The organism is Balneolaceae bacterium (assembly GCA_034521445.1).
Classification (GTDB): Bacteria; Bacteroidota; Rhodothermia; order Balneolales; family Balneolaceae; genus JAXHMM01.
Window position 1 is genome coordinate 229,423 of sequence record JAXHMM010000005.1, and the last position, 16,803, is coordinate 246,225.

A 16,803-nucleotide genomic window follows, 5' to 3' on the forward strand; every position below is an offset into this window, starting at 1 on the left:
TGCCGCCGGCACCCGGAGCGCCGCCTACTGCACTTTTTTCCTGTAACGCATCACCGCGGCCGGCAGGATGAGGGCCGCCATTCCCCCCAGCACGCCCACCAGAAGGGCGATGTCCGCCAGCCCCGCCCCCTTCAGCATGACCCTGCGCATGATCTCAATGAAATGTGCCACGGGGTTGCCCCAGGTGAGCTGCCGCGCCCACTCCGGCATGCTCTCAACAGGCGTGAAGAGCCCGCCCATGAGAATAAACACCACCATGATGAACCAGGCGATGAACATGGCCTGCTGCTGGGTGTGGGTAACGGTGGAGATGAACAGCCCCAGTCCCTGCACCACCAGCAGGTAGAGGGCGGCCACGCCCATAAGAAGCAGCACGCTGCCGGTAAAAGGAATGTGAAAGCCCCAGCGCGCGATGGCCAGTCCCAGCGCCAGCTCAAACATGGCGATGATCCAGAAGGGCAGCAGCTTGGCGATAATGAACTGGTACCTGCGCACCGGGCTGACGTTGAGCTGCTCGATGGTGCCCAGCTCCCGTTCGCGCACGATATTCATGCCCGACAGAAACATGCCTATCATGGAGACCAGAACCACCAGGATGCCCGGCACCATGTAGTGCAGGTAGTCCAGCTGCGGGTTGTACCAGTTGGAGGGATGAACGGCGATGGTCCCGGCCCGGGTGACCTGGGCGCCGGCTTCCCCGCTGGCGCCGGCCGCTTCGAATCGGGGAGTCACCTCCCGGTTGAAATCCGCCACGATAGCCTGTCCGTAGGCCTGGATAAGGCCCGCCTTGGTGCCGTCCACCGCGTCGATGAGAAACTGCACCGGCGCGCTTCCTCCCCCGGCCAGCCTCTCCCCGAATCCGTCGGGTATTTCCAGGACCACGTCGGCTTCGCCCGATTGCAGCAGGCGAATGCCCTCGCCGGAGTTGCCGGAAGCGGAGGCGACCCGGAAGTAGCCGGAGGCCTGCAGTTTGGCCGTCAACCTCTGAGAGAGCTGCGAGCGGTCGCGGTCCACCAGGTGCAAATTGGCCCGGTTCAGCTCGAAGGTGGCGGCGAATGAGAGCACCACCAGCTGGATTACCGGCATCACGAAGATGATGGGCAGCATCCCCTTGTTGCGGAAGATCTGCAGGAACTCCTTCTGCAGGAGAAATCGTATGGTTCTCATTCCAGCCTCGATTTGAAGTTGGCGATACTGAGTCCCACGAAGCCGGCCATCATGACGACCAGTATGAGGGTTTCCTTCCAGAGCATGGGCAGTCCCGCGTCCTTGAGCATGACGCCGCGCACAATGACCAGAAACCAGCGCGCAGGTATGAGATTGCTGAGCCACTGCAGTACCCCGGGCATGCTGGAGATGGGAAAGATGAAACCAGACAGCAGCACGGTAGGCAGCAGGAGCCCGGCCAGGGAAACCATCATGGCCGTCTGCTGGTCGTCGGTGCGCGTAGATATGAACACGCCCAGCGAAAGAGCCACAAAAATAAAGAGCAGTGACTCGCCCAGCAGCAGGATGTAGGAGCCTCGCACGGGTACGTCGAATACCAGCCTGGCCAGCAGCAGGATGGCGAGCACGTCGAGGAAGGCGAGGGCCAGGTAGGGCAGTGTTTTGCCCACCACGATGTGAAGGGGTCGTAGGGGCGAGACGAGCAGCACCTCCATGTTGCCCATCTCCTTTTCCCGGGTTATAGAGATGGAGGTCATCAGCGTGCAGATGAGCATGAGGATGACCGCGATCAGTCCCGGTACGAAAAGATTCACGCTCTCCAGGGTGGGATTAAACATCATTACGGGCTGCAAGGCGGCCCCCGGCACCAAATTTTGATTCTGAGGGCCTATCTCATTCTGGTAATCGTTTACTATGGCCGTTGCATACTCCTGGACAAGCTTTGAGAGATTGGGGTTGGAGGCGTCTGTGATGAGCTGAATGTCCGCCTGACGTCCGCTGAGTAGGGTTTTGGCAAAATCAGGTGCGATGACCACCACCTGGCCTATTTCTCCTTCGCGAAATGTGGATTCAATTTGAGACACATCGTCAAGATGCCGGTTGACCGAAAAAGTTCCGGAGGCGTCCAGCTTGGCAACGAGATTCCTGGAGTGGACGTCTCTGGAATGGTCCAGCACAGCCAATGAAGCACTATTTATCTCATTGCGTATCGCGAATCCAAATATCAACATCATGATCACCGGCATGCCGAAGAGCACCGCCAGGGTTCGTTTGTCCCGGTAGATCTGCTTGAATTCCTTGACCACAAAGCCCTTGAAACTGCTCATGACCCCTCCCCCCTGATGGCTGTACGCGCCAGCCTGATAAAGATCTCCTCGATGGAGGCCGCGTTCCGGCTCTCTTTCAGTCCTTCCGGACTTCCCAGGGCCTCAATGCGCCCGTCCACCATGATGGAGAGGCGATCGCAGTACTCGGCTTCGTCCATATAGTGCGTGGTGACGAATACGGTGGTACCATGGGAGGCCACGCGATAGATCTCCTCCCAGAACTGCCTCCGTGTCACGGGATCAACGCCGCTGGTCGGCTCGTCCAGGAAGACAATCTCGGGATCGTGCAACAGGGCTACCGAAAAGGCCAGTTTCTGCCGCCATCCCAGGGGCAGGGAGCGAATGCGCTCGTCCCTGCTGCCCGATAGGCCCGTAGCCTGCAACAGGCCGCTGGCCTTGGCTTCAATTTCACGGTCCGTCAGCCCGTAAATCCCCCCGTACAGGCGAATATTCTCCCAGACGGTGAGATCTTCGTAGAGAGAGAATTTCTGGCTCATATAGCCGATGCGCCTCTTGATATCCTCCGCCCGTCGGTAGATGTCCAGTCCGGCCACTTCGGCATGGCCGGACGTGGGGCCAAGCAGTCCCGTCAACATACGCATGGAGGTGGTTTTTCCCGCCCCGTTGGCTCCCAGAAATCCAAAAATCTCCCCTCGCTCCACACGAAAGGTTATGCCGTCTACAGCGGTAAAATCGCCAAAATCACGCCTGAGATCCTGGACATCAATAGCTGCTTTACTCATTCCGGGCTTTCCCCCCTTCGGTCCATGAGCTCCATGAATACGTCCTCCACGCCCGGTTTGATCTCCCGTACATCCACGTTCTGCGGCAGGTGATCACGCAGCAGTTTTTCCAGGCGGGCCGTATCCAACCCGCTCGAGACAGCGGTCACATGTACGGAGGCCCCGAATGGATGAACCGAATGGAGCTCTTCAAGAGACCTCAGCTGTCCAATCAATGCATACCTGTTTTCCCCTTTAACGGCCCATACGCGCCTTTGCATCCCGGAAGCCAGCTCGTCGGGCGGTGCCACCCGAAGCAGGCGCCCCTGCTGCATAAGCGCCACCCGGTCGCACCGGCGGGCCTCGTCCATGTACGGGGTCGACACTACTACGGTGATGCCGCTGCCTGTTATCTGACCGAGCATCTGCCAGAATTCCTGTCGCGAGACGGCATCCACTCCAGTGGTAGGCTCGTCTAGCAAAAGCAGGTGGGGCCGGTGCACCAGGGCGCAGCTCAAGGCCAGCTTCTGTTTCATGCCGCCCGACAGGTCGCCCGCCAGGCGGTTCTTGAAGGGTTCAAGATGACGGTATATGGGCTCAATGAGCTCATAGCCCTCCTGCACCGAGGTGCCAAATACAGAAGCGAAGAACGCAAGATTCTCAACTACGGAGAGGTCGCGGTAGAGTCCGAATTTGCCCGGCATGTATCCCAGCAGGGGACGCAGGCTTCGGTAGTCCCGTACGGTATCCATGCCGAGCACGCTTGCCCTGCCGGCGTCGGGACGTATTAGAGAGGCCAGGATACGGAAGAGGGTGCTCTTGCCCGCTCCGTCCGGGCCTATTATTCCAAATAATTCTTTATTTGCGATTCGCAAACTTAAGTCTTTCAATGCCTGGACATTCTTATACGACTTTGCCAGGCCTTCCGCTATGACGGCAGGGGCGCTCACGGACTTCCCTCCACCCCTTCGAAGCGCACCTCGCCCGGCATGCCGATCTTCAGGCGTCCCCCGGGGTTGGGCACCCTCACCTTGACGGCGTAGACCTGGCTGACACGCTCCTCGCGCGTCTGGATCATTCGCGGAGTGAACTCCGCCTGCGAGGCGATCCAGCTTACAGTCCCCCGCATGCTGCGCAGCCCGGCGGCGCTGCTGTCCACCAGCACCTCCACCGACTGGCCAAGGCGCACGGCGGTAAGCTGGCCCCCGCTCACATAGACCCTCAGCATCAGCGTATCGAGAGCTGCAATTTCATAGAGAGGCTGTCCCGCGCCCACCAGCTCAAACTGTTCGACCATGGTGGTGAGCACACGTCCCCGTATGGGATTGACGACCGATGTCCTGCGCAGCCGGTCACGCACCTGCCGGATACGCACCTCCAGTGGACCCGCTTCGGAGGAGACGGTGTGCTGCTGTGCCTCCAGGGCCTGCACCCTTTTCTCCAGCGTGCTTACCCGCCCACGGGCGTCGTCCAATTGCTGCCGGGTGACTGCCTCCTCCTCCGCAAGAGCCTCCACACGGCGCAGGTCACCCCGCGCCACGGCCAGCTCCTGTCGCGCCACCTCGGTCTCGGCCTCCACACCCGCCCGTCTTGCACGCAGGGAGCGGCGCTGTGCCTGCAATTCCTCAAGCTGCATGGCCAGCTGGGTGGTGTCCACCCGTCCCACCCGGCGTCCCGGCGCGAGGGTGTCCCCTTCCCGTACCTCAAAGTGAAGAAGCGCCCCCCCCACCTCGGCGGAGACCGTCACCGGCTGCGCCTCAAACTGTCCCCAGGCGTCCGATGCGCGCTCTTGGGTACACCCTGCGACCATCGTCAACAGGAACAGAAGCGTGGCGATTGTGCCTGCGCTTGTTTCCAGTCTGCCCTCACCGTGCGTTGCGGCTTCCTCTACCTTATCGTCAGTCGTTTTCATGGCTTTGCTCCCAATTTGGTGTTGTAGTCGCTTACGGCCCTGGCCAGCTCCACGCGATGCACCTGGCGGTTCAGCTCGGCGCGGTTAAGACGGTTCAGAGCCGAGAGGTATTCCGTGGCGGTAATGGCGCCCTGCTCCAGCCGGCTGGCATGCTCCTCGACGATCTGCCGGCTGAGACGGATCAGTTTTTCATCACTTGCAACGACCTCCTCCAGGGAGAGGATCTCCCGGCGCAGGGTGGCCAGCTCCCCGCCGAGCCGACGTTCGAACGCCCGCTCGTCAGCCTCTGCCTGCTGCCGCTGCAGGTTCAATACCTGCCGCTCCCGGCCGGCGTTCACGGCCTGCCACAGGTTCCAGCGCAGGCGCACGCCCACCACATACCAGGCCTGCAGGTCGTCGTCAAAAGCATCCAAACCGGGCCGTCCCCATGCGGTGGTGGCGAAGGCCGACAGGCTGGGCGTCCTGCGGGAGCCCGCCAGCTCCGCTCGCCGGTCTAGAAGCGCCATAGAGGCATCATAGAGACCGAATTCGGGTCTTAGCTCGTCCTGCAGACCGGCCCGGGACATCTCTGTAGGGGGCACCGACAGGGCGGTGCCGGTACCCAGCTCGCGTCCCAGCAGCTCGCCCAGCATCTCCCGGGCGCCGTGCAGGCGCGACGCGGCGCGAATGGAGTCCTGCCGGGCCCGCACCAGCTCCGCCTCCAGGATGTACTGCTGGCTGGCGAGTAGCACGCCCTGACGCACTCTGGCGCGAACCGTGCGGAGCTGCTGACGAAGGTCCCCGGCCAGCAGGCGCACCGATTCGGCCTCCTTCTGCAGCATCAAGGCATTGAAGTATACGCGGCTCACTTGCTCGCGCACCTGCTGCAGTTCCACCCGCACCGAGGCCGCGCCCCGTCGCCCGGAGGCCTCCTCCACGGCCTGCAGGGCCGAAATGCGGCCGCCGGCATAGATGGGCTGAGCCAGCTCCAGGGAGAGCCGGTAGTGATCCCTGCTGAAGGTGGGCGGTTCGGCGCCCGGTGGAGTGAAGGTAACTTCGGTAACATCGGACTGATAGCTGGCCATAGCGCCCGCCTGCACCTGCGGGAAGGCGCCGCTGGCCGCCATGCGGCGGTTGATCTCGGTCATACGGCGCTGCAGCTCCTCTTTGTCGGCGGTCGGGAAACGCTCCTCTACCAGGAGGTGGCTCTCGGCCAGGGTGAGGGTGTCCGGGGCGGCGCCGGATGGGCCGGCGGCCACCTGCATTCCAAACAGCAGTGCGAAAAGCCAGATCATAGTCGACCTCCCTTATTTGCTTACGGAGTTGAGTATGTAGCCTGGGAGCGACCTGCGACGCTCCTCCATGAATCGCTCGTATTCCCGCGGATCCATTTCGAAAACCGTCTCCACCATGCTCCGGGCGATAAAGGGAAATACACAGAGGGCGATGATGTTGACCAGAAATTCGTGCGGCTTGACCTGCTTCATGCTTCCCGCCCGAATCTCCTCCTCCACCTGCCGCAGGAAGGGGGCCGGAATGCCCCCCACCTGGCCTTTCATAAACTGCTTGAATCGCTGGGGGTTCTGATTCATCTCATAGATCACGAAGGAGGGCAGGTGCGGATGCTCTCGGAAAATGCCGTAGTAGGTGTCGACCAGCTCCTTCACTTTGGGCACAATGCCCTGATCGCCGGCCAGCACCTTCTGGATCACGGGAAAGAAGTGGCGGACTGCGTCCTGGAATACGGCCTGAAAGAGCTTGTCCTTGCTGCGGTAGTAGTAGTGCAGCATGGCCTTGTTAATACCGGCCTCGTCGGCGATGGCCTGCATGCGCGCGCCTTCGTAACCTTCGCGGTGGAATACCATTTTAGCTGCCTCGAATATCTGCTCTTCGGTCTCTTCGCTTTCGGACATGTGTGGCATCTTGCATTGTACGATTTCGCGTATATAGGCCCACAGGGGAGTATGCGCGCCTTCTGCACCAGTATAGGCCATTTAACTGAATGGTTCAACCATATAGTTAAATCTTGTGGTTGAAATACTTCGGGAAACAGGGCCTCGTCTTTTGAACTATCTGCCGGACATGCAGGCCAAGGGAATCCGAAGAGGACAGATCGTGCAGAGAAAACTGGAATTTACGGCCGGTCACCTGTAAACCAACACGGTGGGTTAATGTCACTCTACTATCTCTTTGGCAACCTGGCACTGCTCATCCTGGGCATGGTCCTCATTTACCGCAGCTCCCTTTCCCCCAAAGCTAAATCGCGCGGCTACCTGGTCTTTTTCGCCGTGATGGTCCTGGCCAACTGGGGCTTTCTCTGGTTCTTCGGCCGTGTATTGGAAAGGATGTAAACCTCCACCGAGACCCTAGCCGATGCGGTACTTCAGGTCCTCAATCATTTCCAGAATCTCTCCGCGGTCCATCTTCCGGTAGCGCTCGGGAAGCAGCTCCTTCGAGGTACACTCGATCACCGCGCTTAATGTCTGAAGCTCAATCTCCTCCGGGTAGGTGGGCGGGAGGAAATCAGCCAGGGCGGCGTCGAGCATCTGCGGGGTGACCTTACGCTGCCCCTCGGCGGCCGCACGGAACTTGGCGCGTGTGAGGGCGGCCTCCATGTCGGCTCCCGAAAAGGTTTTCAGTCCGTCCTCGATGATGCCCGGCACATACTCCTCGGTCATCTCCAGGCCCGTTTTTTTGGCCATGGCCTCGTAGAGCTCCAGGCGCTCCTCCCTGGTGTGGGGCGGAAAGAGGGCCAGGTGCTCCTCGGCGCGGCCCTGCCGCTTGAGATCCACCGGCATCAGGTCGGGGCGAGCCGTCATCAGAAACCAGATGATGCGTCCCCGGTTCCTCGTATCGCTCATAAAGGTCGCAATCTGCGAGAAAACGCGGCTGGAGACCCCGCTGTCGCCGCTGGCGTCGCGGTCGCCCAGGTAGGCATCCGCCTCGTCGATCATCACCGCCACCGGCGCCATGGCTTTAAGCAGTCCCAGGATCTTCTCCAGGTTCCCTTCGGTGACGCCCTGCCACTGGCTTCGAAAGTTTTTGAGTTTAACCATGGGGATGCCTACCTCGCTGGCAAAGCAGGTCACCAGAAAAGTCTTGCCGGTGCCCACGGGACCGCATACCAGGTAACCCATGGGGAGCACGTCCTCGCGCCCCGCCTTCAGGGCCTGCACCGCCTGGCGCAGGTGCCTCTTCACCCCGCCGTGACCCGCAACGTTGTCGAGGTTGTACTCGGTCTCCACGAACTCCAGGAGCCCGTAGGCCTCCGCCTCGATCATCTCCTTCTTGATCTCCTTGAGCTGGGCGAAGGTGACCGGTTCGTTGTTCTCGCGGGCATTGGAGAGGATGGCTCGCAGGTTGATGTAGTTGAGGCCGGCCGTCTGCCGTGCGAGGTTCTCCGCCTGCACCTCAGAAAGTTTCCTGAACTCCTCCTCCCCGCAGTCGAAGCGGATGTAATCCAGGCGGTCCGACTCCCCGGGGATGTTGATTCTGATCTCGGTGGTGTAGGGATTCTGGATCAGGGTCTTGCTTAGATCAGCAAGGTTTTCGGAGACAAGCACCGTAGTGAAATCGGCCGCCAGGAACATGGGGTCGTGGGCCCAGCGGGAGAGGTAGACCAGGGCGTTGCGGTCTTCCGAGCCTGTGGAGCCCGCCTCGTTCATAGGCACCACTGTTTCGGCGTAGTCGATGATGAAGGCGATGCTCTTGCCGTCGTCTATACGGATGCGGAAGTACTGCTCCAACAAGGCGAAAACACGGACCGGGTCCTTCGGCAGCTTTTCGGCATACTCGGTGCCCACCAGGGAGTCGCGTCCTGCCACCGCCCGGTTGAAATCCTTCTGGGTCTCCTTGTCCCTGAAATAGATGCCTGAGGAGCGGTCGTAAAATATCACGTAGTCGCGGGCCCCGAAGAACTCCTCCGACAGAAAGGATTTGAGCCGCACAAAGCTCGTCTGTTCCTCCCGGCGCAAGGCAACCAGGTCGTGCACGTTGCCGTGGATGATGAACTGGTTGATGGTCCGGCTGAGGTATTTCTGGGCGAACTCCTGCGCCCAGCGCGGGTAGTGGTCAAACATGGCTCGGGGGTTGGTTGGTTACTCCACGTTCAGGATCAGCCGTATGGTCTCGATACGGCTGGGCGTGGCCTTGCTGATGATAAACTTGTGTCCGCCGAGCAGCAGCTCCTCGTTCACCTTCGGGATGCGTCCCAGCTCATGGATGATGTAGCCCGCCACGGTCTCGAACTCGGCCGACTCCTCCGGGAGGGCGATCTCCGGGAAAGCCTCCCCCAGGTCTTCCAGCTCCACGCCTCCGCTGATCACGAAGGAATTGGCGGAAAGTTTTTTGGCGAAATGCTCCTCGGTATCATACTCATCCTGTATGTCCCCGACCACCTCCTCCAGCAGATCCTCGATGGTCACCATCCCCGCCGTGCCGCCGTACTCGTCAATGACAATGGCCACGGATATGTTCGATTTGCGAAACTCGGAAAGCAGGTCTTTGGACTTCTGGGAAGAGGGGACCAGCTTGATCGGACGCATGATCTGCGTCAGGTTTTCAGGATTGCCAAACAGGTCGTAGGCAAAAATAACCCCGATAATGTCGTCGATGCTCTCCTGGTAGACCGGCAGCTTCGAGAAGCCCGAACCGATAAAAACCTTGAGGGTCTCTTCGATGCTGGTGTTCTTCTCCACGGCCACGATGTCGGTGCGAGGGATCATAGACTCGCGTACCCGTTTGCTGGAGAGCTCCAGCACGTTGTGCAGAAGCTCCGAGTCATCTTTGTCCAGGTCACTTCCTCCGGTGTCGCGCAACTCCTTGAAGATCAGCTCCACGTCCTGGCGGCGAAGGAGATGTTCGGAAGGCTCGGAGCCTGGAGCCAGGGCGCGGATAAGTATGTTGGAGGCGGCGTTGGCCACCATAATGAGCGGCTTGAATAACCAGTGGAACAGCTGCTGCGGGATGGCGATAATCTTGAACCACCAGTCAGCGTGGATGCGGAAGAGCGCCTTGGGAAGGATCTCCCCAAAGATCATGATTATCACCGAGGCGATGAAGGTCTGCACGGCCAGTACCAGTCCGGTGGAGGGAGGGACGCCGGTCCATCCCAGGTAGACCTGCGTGATGGGACCCACCAGGAAGATGGTCATCAGCGTGGCGTAGAGCACGTTGACGATGTTGTTGCCCACCAGGGTGGTAGTCAGAAAGGTTTCCGGGTTGCGGGTAAAATAGTTGATGGTGCGCCCGGTAAAGGAGCTCTTGCGTGACTCGATCTCCAGTTTGAGGCGGTTGGCGGAAACAAAGGCGATCTCCGATCCCGAGAAAAAACCGCTGAGCAGGACGGTGAGAACGATGAGGGCGAGTTCGAACATCTACCTGCCCTTAAAATCCGCCTTTCGCTTCTCCAGGAAGGCAGAGGTTCCCTCGGCGAAATCCTCGGTATCGCAGAGATTGCCGAAGAGCGAGGCCTCCGCCACATAGCCTTTTTCGCCGCCTGCCCGGTTGACGGCGCGGATGGCGTTGCGTACCGCGAGGGGGCCGTTCTTGAGGATGGCTCCCAGCAGCTCCCGCGCCTCCTCGACGGGATCATCGTCAGCGAGGCGGTTTACAAGCCCCATCTCCAGGGCCTTCCCTGCCTTCACCTGGCGTCCGCTGGCGATCATCTCCACGGCGCGTGCGTTGCCTACCAGACGCGGCAGACGCTGAGTGCCCCCATACCCGGGGATGATGCCCAGTCCCACCTCGGGCAGCCCGAAGACCGCCGAGGGTCCGGCCACACGCAGGTGACAGGCCATGGCCAGCTCGCACCCGCCGCCCAGGGCATAGCCGTTTACGGCGGCCACCACGGGCTGGGGATTGTCCTCTATCTGCTGCATGATCTGCTGTCCGCGGCGCGAAAACTCCTCCCCGGAGGCACGGTCAAGTTCGCTCAGCTCGCCGATGTCGGCGCCGGCCACAAAGGCCTTGTCGCCTGCGCCGGTCACGATGACCCCCGCGATCTCTCCGTCGCCGGCAATAGACTGGAAGGCTTCCGAGAGCTCGTCCAGCACTTCGGCGTTGAGGGCGTTCATCTTCCGGGGACGGTTGACCGTCAGTTGGGCGATGCCGTCGGCACCGGTTTCCAGGGAAAGGGTGCTGTAGGATTGGCTCATAAATGAAGGTGTGCTATTCTTTGACGCGATTGGGGGAATTGGCCTGGGACTCCCGCGATTCCTGTCCTGTTTCGCCGGAATCCGCCTCGGAGTCCAGTTCGGCGTCTATCTCGGCTTTTCTGCCTGCGCCCGCCTCCGATTCGGCTTTCCTAAGTTCGGCATCCAGCTCCATTTCATCAAGTTCGGAGTGCACCGGCAGGATGTCGCGGTCAAGGTCGTCGATAAGTTGCGAGGTCTCCTCCACCTCCTCCAGCAGATTATCAAGCTGGAAACCGATCTCCTCGGGGTTGCTCATGGTCATCGACTGCTCATAAATGTAACGGATCGCATCCTCTATGGTCTCCAGGTGCGTCTCGCAGATGAGGTACTTTTCCTTGGCGATCTCAAATTTTTTGAGCCTCTTTTTCAGAATGGCGATACGGCGTTTCTTGGTCTTCTTCAGCCGTTCCGAATGCAGCTTCTCCACGTTCTGCTCCTCGGCTTCGACCTCACGCTTCAGGCTCTCCTCCACGGAGGTGTTCATGTAGAGCTGATAGCGTTTGTGCAGATCCAGCAGGGTAAGGTAGTTGGAGGTGAGCTCCTCAATCTTGTTGCGAATGTTGTCCAGCAGCCCCTGGGAACTGTAGGGCAGTTTATCGAAATTTTCCCGGATCAGCTTGGCCAGGTGTTTCAGCACCAGGAAGCGCTTCTTGCTCTTCTGGTCCAGCTCCTGGAAAGTGTTCTTGTCATCATGGGCCGCATTGCGGTCGCGCAGCTTCTTCAGCTTGATGTTTTTGCGGAAGCGTGGCAGGCGCGGCACAATGCCCAGGTACATCAGCTCCACGCCGAAGGTCATGGTAAGCACCAGGTTGGAGATGAGTCCCATGTCGCTCAGCACGAAAGCCGATACGGTGGCCACCAGCAGCCCGCCCAGGTTCAGGGGGTGCAGGAAGGCCTCGCGCGCATAGTTTATGGAATCTTGTTCCTCTTCCATGCTTTTCAGGACTGGCTGTTTTGTGATTCGGAATCCGGCCCAACAGACTTTTCGACTTTTGGACTTCCCGACTTCCCGACTTTATGACTTTCTGACTTCCCGACTTTATGACTTTGTTTACCGATAGTCTTATCCACGTCCAGGGCGGAGGCCTGCTTCTCGATCTCGCTGTAGAGCAGCCCCATCTCCACCTTCACCTGCTTGAGGGTCTCCTTGGCACGGACGCGGTTAAGCTCCTCGTCACGCTCCATCTCGCCCACGGGCGAATCCGGATCCTCGTCCAGGCTGTCCATGGCCACCTCGAGGCGGGCCTCCACGGTGGCGATTTTCGTCTTTACGCCGGTCAGGAAATCGTCAAAGGAGTCCATCACCTGGGAGGTGTCCATGTCGCGCAGAGCCTGGGCAATGTTGCGCGTTTTGCGGGTGCGATTAAGCCGCTCCTTGGTCTCCCGCATCTTGCGGTAGTGCTCCTTGTACTCCTCCTTGAGGCGTTCGCGTTCCTCGCGGCTGTTGCGGCTCATGGCGTGGGTGCGTTGGCGTTGTGTGGGGTCAGGACTTCGAGCGCTCCTTGTTGCCGATAGTCTTGCCGGACTCCTCCTGCTTTTCGCCGGAAGCGTCCACGTCAATGCGACCATCGGACTGGGAGGCTTCCTTCCCGGCGAATTCTCCGCCGGCCTCGAGTCCCATTTCGGACTTGAACTGCTTGACCAGCTCGCTGGCGCGCAGCTTCTCGGCGTTGGCCTCGATTTCCATAGCTTCGGTGTCCACGCTGTCGAGGGCAATCTCCATGCGCGCCTCGTTTTTGGCGGTCCGCTCGTTGAGGCGGTTGATCATCTCGTCGTGGGTCTGGTCGAGTCCGCCCACTTCGAACTGCTCCAGGGTGTCGGCCACCTTGGCCTGCCACTCGGCGCGTTCGCTGGCCCGAAGGGCCTCCTTGGCCTCCTGGATTTTGTGATCCTTCTCACGAATAAAGGCCTTCTTAACCTTGAGGGCTTTCTCGTAGGCCTGCTCGGCAAACTTGAGCTGTTCCCTGGAGGTCTGCAGATTTTCCTTCGCTTTCTCCAGCTGCAGGGCGTAGCCCTCGGCGATGTCGTCGCGGTCGGCCTGGATGGCAGACTTGATTTTGGCGGTGAGGTCCTCGATGCGCTTCTCGTACTTCTTGACCTCCTTCTGAAGCATCATCAGGTTGGCCTTCACCGTGGCGATGTTCTCGTTCATCTGCGGAATCTGGTCGTTCAGGTCCCGGATGTTCTGCTCCAGGATCAGCTTGGGATCCTCCATGGAGCTGATAAAACCGCCAAATATCGATTTGAGAGCCCTAATAAATCGTTTAAACATGATACGTTCCCTTAGATTGAAATTGCCCATGCCCGCTGGCCTGAAACCGCACAGGGGCTACAATGTTAGGTTTAATTGATTTTATTGCAATTATTTATCGCTTTTTCCTGCCGATTCCAAAATGCCCCGTTCGTCCACCTTGCCGGAGATCAGTCGAGGGGGGTCCGGCGGCGTTTGACCTACCGAGAAAGCATCCCGTAACATGGCGTTAACTTCCTCAATGGCATGGTTATTGTTCGTAAAGGCCCTTAGTATTGTTTCATCCTTTTTGACAGTATCCCCAATTTTCTTTTCAAGCACAATGCCGGCGACAGGGTCCACCCCGTCCTCTTTCCTCCGGCGGCCGGCCCCCAACTCCAGGGAGGCCATACCCAGCGCGTAGGCGTCCAGGCGCTCCAGCCATCCCTCCTCTTCGGCCTCCACGCTGAAGGCGTGCTCCGCCGGCGGGTAGCGGTCGGGGTGGCGCAGCAGTCCGACATCCCCGCCCTGGGCCTCGACGAGCCGCAGAAAGGTCTCCCAGGCCTCCCCGGATACCACCGCCTCCCGGCTCATGGCCCGGCCCTCCTCCTCCGAGCCGGCCGCCCCGCCCAGGTGCAGCATGCTCCCGGCCAGGGTGTGGGTCACCTCCATGACGTCATCGGGTCCCCCGCCCTGCAGGCAGGCGATACTCTCCTCCACTTCCAGCCAGTTACCGATACGGCGTCCCAGGGGCTGCTCCATGGAGGTCATCCAGGCCACGGTCTCCACCCCGAAGCGCCGGCCGATGGACACCATGGTGCGGGCCAGCTCTTCGGCCTGTCCAGGGTCGGGAAGAAAGGCCCCGCTGCCCGTCTTTACATCCAGCACCAGCGCGTCGATGCCCTCGGCCAGCTTCTTGCTCATGATGCTGCCGGCGATCAGGGGGATGCTCTCCACGGTGGCCGTCACGTCACGCAGGGCATAGAGGCGCTTGTCGGCGGGGGCGATCTCCTCGGTCTGTCCGCACATGACCATACGGTGCTCCCGCAGGAGCTCGCGGAAGCGGTCGGGCGGCACGTTCACGTCGAAGCCTGTAATCGACTCCAGTTTGTCGAGGGTGCCGCCTGTGTGGCCGAGTCCACGTCCCGAAATCATGGGCACATTCACGCCCCGGCTGGCCACGATGGGCGCCAGGACCAGGGAGACCTTGTCGCCCACCCCGCCGGTGGAGTGCTTGTCCACCTTGCTGCCGGGGATGTCGTCCAGGTCGAGCACCGTGCCCGAACGCAGCATGGCCTCGGTGAGCACGGCCGACTCCTCCGGGTTGAGTCCCCTGATAAAGGCGGCCATGAGGAAGGCGCTCATCTGGTAGTCGGGGATCTCGTCGGCGGTATAAGCCTGGATAAGGCGGCGGATCTCCTCCCCGGAGAGCGTGCCGCCGTTCCTCTTCTTGCGGATGATCGATACGGGGTTGAACTTGATTCCCATAAAAGGGATTGTAGGTTAGCGATGACACATGGAACCAGAGCCTCCAATATACAGCACAGAAGGTATTCATGATAAACGTACTGGCCGACCGATACCTGGTGGAACTGGAGTCCCTGCTCCCCGAAGGGGCAGAGCTCCGTACCTTCGACCCGGCCGACGGATGGCCCGGGGGACAGCTGGATGTGGACGCCCTGCTGACGCGCACCGTACTGCAGGTGGACCGCCCCGCACTTCAGCGTTTCACCTCACGGCTCGCCTTCGTGGGTACGGCCTCGGCCGGCACGGACCATGTGGACCTTCCCGCCCTTCGCGAGCGCGGGGTGGCCTTCGCCGACGCCGGCGGCAGCAACGCCCGTTCAGTGGCCGAATTCGTGGCCGCCTCCCTGATCTGGTGGACCGAAGCGCACCATCGTCCCCTGGCGGGCCTCACGGTGGGCGTGGTGGGCGCGGGTCACACCGGAGGGGCTACCGCAGAGCTGCTGGCCACCTGCGGCGCGGGGGAGGTGCGGTGCTACGACCCGCCGCGCGCCGCGCGCGATTCAAACTTCGAAAGCTGCGTCCTGGAGGAGGTGCTCGGCTGCGAGGCGCTCACCTTTCACGTGCCCCTGACCGAAGGCGGCACCTGGCCCACCCGCGGGTGGCTGGATGCGGAAACTCTCGGGCGCTTCAGCGGCTCGCTGGTCATCAACGCCTCGCGCGGAGGAGTGGTGGACGAGGAGGCCCTGCTGCGATGGGGACGCGGGGGACCCTCCCGACGGTTCGTCATCGACACCTGGGAGGGGGAGCCCGCCTTCTCCGAGCGCACTGCACGCACGGCTTTCCTGGCCACCCCCCACATCGCGGGTTACGCGCGGCAGGCCAAGCTGAAGGCCAGCCTCATGGTGGTGCAGGATCTCTGCGAACATTTCGGGCTCACGCCCCCGGAAGTGCCGGCCCGGGGCAGCAAGGTCCGCGCCGCCGAAGTGGAGGGCCATCCCTCCTCTGCCGGACAGGTGCTGCGCCAGGTCCATCCCGCCCGTCGCTACGAGGAGAAACTGCTGGAGCTGGCCGGGCTGCCCGACGGCGAGAAAGGGACCGCCTTCAACCGCCTGCGCGCCACCTTCCCGCTGCGGGACGAGTTCTCCTTTCTGGCTCTTCCGTACGAACTGCTGCAGGCCCACCACCTGCTGGAGAAACTGGGATTTCATTCGGCGGAGGCCTGAACGCCTTCCAGCCCGGGTGGAGCGCTAAACCTGCAGCCCGAAGAGTTCCAGAGCGGTGGCCGTGGTGCGGCGGGCCACCTCGCCGAGGTCCGTCTCCTTTACCTGCGCCAGCCGTTCGGCCGTGTGGCGCACGAAGGCAGGCTCGTTGCGCTCACCGCGGCACGGCTCCGGGCTCAGGTAGGGCGCGTCGGTCTCCAGCACCATGCGCTCCAGGGGTAGCTGTGACACGGTGAGGTCCACCCCCGCATTTTTAAAGGTGAACACGCCCCCAATACCCAGATGAAGTCCCAGGTCCAGCGCCCGGCGCCCCTCCTCTACGCTGCCGTTGAAGCAGTGCCAGATGCCGGTCAGAGATCCGTCCTGCTCCTCTCCAATGATGTCCAGCAGATCGTCCGTGCTGTCCCGGTTGTGCAGGACCACGGGCTTGCCGCAGGCACGGGCCACCTCGCAGTGCATGCGCAGGCTGCGCTGCTGCGCCGCCTTGTGGTCGGTGTCCCAGTGATAGTCCAGGCCCGTCTCCCCCACCGCCACCACGTCCGGCGCCGCGCAGGCCTCGGCCAGCTCATCGGCGCCCGCGCGCACCCCATCGTTGATCTCCGTGGGATGTACGCCCGCCATGGGATAAAAACGGATGTCCGGGTGCTCGAGGGCGCGCATGCCGGGGAGGGAACCGAGGTTGAGGGCGGGCAGGAAGATGTGCCCCACCCCCGCCTCCACGGCGCGGTCGAGCACGGCGGGCAGGTCGTCCGAAAAGGCGTCCATGTAGAGATGGCAGTGGGTATCGGCAAGCATGGTCAGGCGTT

The 16,803-nt window shown here is 61.2% G+C and carries 17 protein-coding genes; 2 read left to right on the plus strand and 15 right to left on the minus strand.

The features are described from left to right. Window positions 1–24: 24 nt before the first annotated feature. Genes U5K31_04925 through U5K31_04955 form a run of 7 tightly spaced genes read right to left on the minus strand, consistent with a single transcriptional unit; the run spans window position 25 to window position 6,799 of the window. Window positions 25–1,167: an ABC transporter permease gene (locus U5K31_04925; protein ID MDZ7772071.1), complete on the minus strand. Its 1,143-nt coding sequence runs from the start codon at window positions 1,165–1,167 to the stop codon at window positions 25–27. Further along, window positions 1,164–2,273, minus strand: coding sequence for an ABC transporter permease (locus U5K31_04930; protein MDZ7772072.1), 1,110 nt, complete (start codon window positions 2,271–2,273; stop codon window positions 1,164–1,166). Before U5K31_04930 ends, U5K31_04925 begins: the two co-directional genes overlap by 4 nt. Then, a complete protein-coding gene (locus U5K31_04935) occupies window positions 2,270–3,016 on the minus strand; it encodes an ABC transporter ATP-binding protein (GenBank protein MDZ7772073.1) in 747 nt (248 codons plus the stop codon). Before U5K31_04935 ends, U5K31_04930 begins: the two co-directional genes overlap by 4 nt. Further along, window positions 3,013–3,945: an ABC transporter ATP-binding protein gene (locus U5K31_04940; GenBank protein ID MDZ7772074.1), complete on the minus strand. Its 933-nt coding sequence runs from the start codon at window positions 3,943–3,945 to the stop codon at window positions 3,013–3,015. The genes U5K31_04935 and U5K31_04940 overlap by 4 nt, the downstream gene beginning before the upstream one ends. After that, window positions 3,942–4,907, minus strand: a complete 966-nt coding sequence (locus tag U5K31_04945) for an HlyD family efflux transporter periplasmic adaptor subunit (protein MDZ7772075.1) — start codon at window positions 4,905–4,907, stop codon at window positions 3,942–3,944. Before U5K31_04945 ends, U5K31_04940 begins: the two co-directional genes overlap by 4 nt. Further along, on the minus strand, window positions 4,904–6,181 hold the full coding sequence (locus U5K31_04950) for a TolC family protein (protein ID MDZ7772076.1): 1,278 nt from the start codon (window positions 6,179–6,181) through the stop codon (window positions 4,904–4,906). The genes U5K31_04945 and U5K31_04950 overlap by 4 nt, the downstream gene beginning before the upstream one ends. 12 nt (window positions 6,182–6,193) lie before the next feature. Beyond that, on the minus strand, window positions 6,194–6,799 hold the full coding sequence (locus U5K31_04955; GenBank protein MDZ7772077.1) for a TetR/AcrR family transcriptional regulator: 606 nt from the start codon (window positions 6,797–6,799) through the stop codon (window positions 6,194–6,196). Between the two features lie 258 nt (window positions 6,800–7,057). Between U5K31_04955 and U5K31_04960 the strand changes: the two genes are divergently transcribed. After that, a complete protein-coding gene (locus U5K31_04960; GenBank protein MDZ7772078.1) occupies window positions 7,058–7,237 on the plus strand; it encodes a hypothetical protein in 180 nt (59 codons plus the stop codon). A 15-nt stretch (window positions 7,238–7,252) separates the two neighbouring features. Here the strand turns inward: U5K31_04960 and U5K31_04965 are convergent, their stop codons facing one another. The 7 genes from U5K31_04965 to U5K31_04995 form a co-directional block, all read right to left on the minus strand. Beyond that, window positions 7,253–8,965: an AAA family ATPase gene (locus tag U5K31_04965; GenBank protein ID MDZ7772079.1), complete on the minus strand. Its 1,713-nt coding sequence runs from the start codon at window positions 8,963–8,965 to the stop codon at window positions 7,253–7,255. Window positions 8,966–8,983: 18 nt separating this feature from the next. Further along, a complete protein-coding gene (locus tag U5K31_04970; protein ID MDZ7772080.1) occupies window positions 8,984–10,261 on the minus strand; it encodes a hemolysin family protein in 1,278 nt (425 codons plus the stop codon). Then, window positions 10,262–11,041 carry an enoyl-CoA hydratase-related protein gene (locus tag U5K31_04975; GenBank protein MDZ7772081.1) on the minus strand — a complete coding sequence of 260 codons (780 nt, stop codon included), beginning with the start codon at window positions 11,039–11,041 and terminating at the stop codon, window positions 10,262–10,264. A gap of 13 nt (window positions 11,042–11,054) precedes the next feature. Continuing rightward, window positions 11,055–12,014 carry a hypothetical protein gene (locus U5K31_04980; protein ID MDZ7772082.1) on the minus strand — a complete coding sequence of 320 codons (960 nt, stop codon included), beginning with the start codon at window positions 12,012–12,014 and terminating at the stop codon, window positions 11,055–11,057. Between the two features lie 5 nt (window positions 12,015–12,019). Then, complete coding sequence (locus tag U5K31_04985; protein ID MDZ7772083.1) at window positions 12,020–12,535, minus strand: hypothetical protein; 516 nt, start codon at window positions 12,533–12,535, stop codon at window positions 12,020–12,022. A 28-nt stretch (window positions 12,536–12,563) separates the two neighbouring features. Beyond that, the gene (locus U5K31_04990) at window positions 12,564–13,352 is read right to left on the minus strand and encodes a PspA/IM30 family protein (protein MDZ7772084.1); all 789 of its coding nucleotides are present in this window, start codon (window positions 13,350–13,352) and stop codon (window positions 12,564–12,566) included. Between the two features lie 90 nt (window positions 13,353–13,442). Then, window positions 13,443–14,798 (minus strand): thymidine phosphorylase, encoded by a 1,356-nt coding sequence (locus tag U5K31_04995; protein ID MDZ7772085.1) that lies wholly within the window; start codon window positions 14,796–14,798, stop codon window positions 13,443–13,445. 68 nt (window positions 14,799–14,866) lie between these two features. On the opposite strand from U5K31_04995, the gene U5K31_05000 reads away from it, so the two are divergent. Then, entirely contained in the window at window positions 14,867–16,000 is a 1,134-nt protein-coding gene (locus U5K31_05000; protein ID MDZ7772086.1) for a 4-phosphoerythronate dehydrogenase, read from the plus strand. 24 nt (window positions 16,001–16,024) lie between these two features. Here U5K31_05000 and U5K31_05005 read toward each other — a convergent pair whose 3' ends face one another. Continuing rightward, window positions 16,025–16,792 carry a TatD family hydrolase gene (locus U5K31_05005; GenBank protein MDZ7772087.1) on the minus strand — a complete coding sequence of 256 codons (768 nt, stop codon included), beginning with the start codon at window positions 16,790–16,792 and terminating at the stop codon, window positions 16,025–16,027. Window positions 16,793–16,803 lie beyond the last annotated feature (11 nt).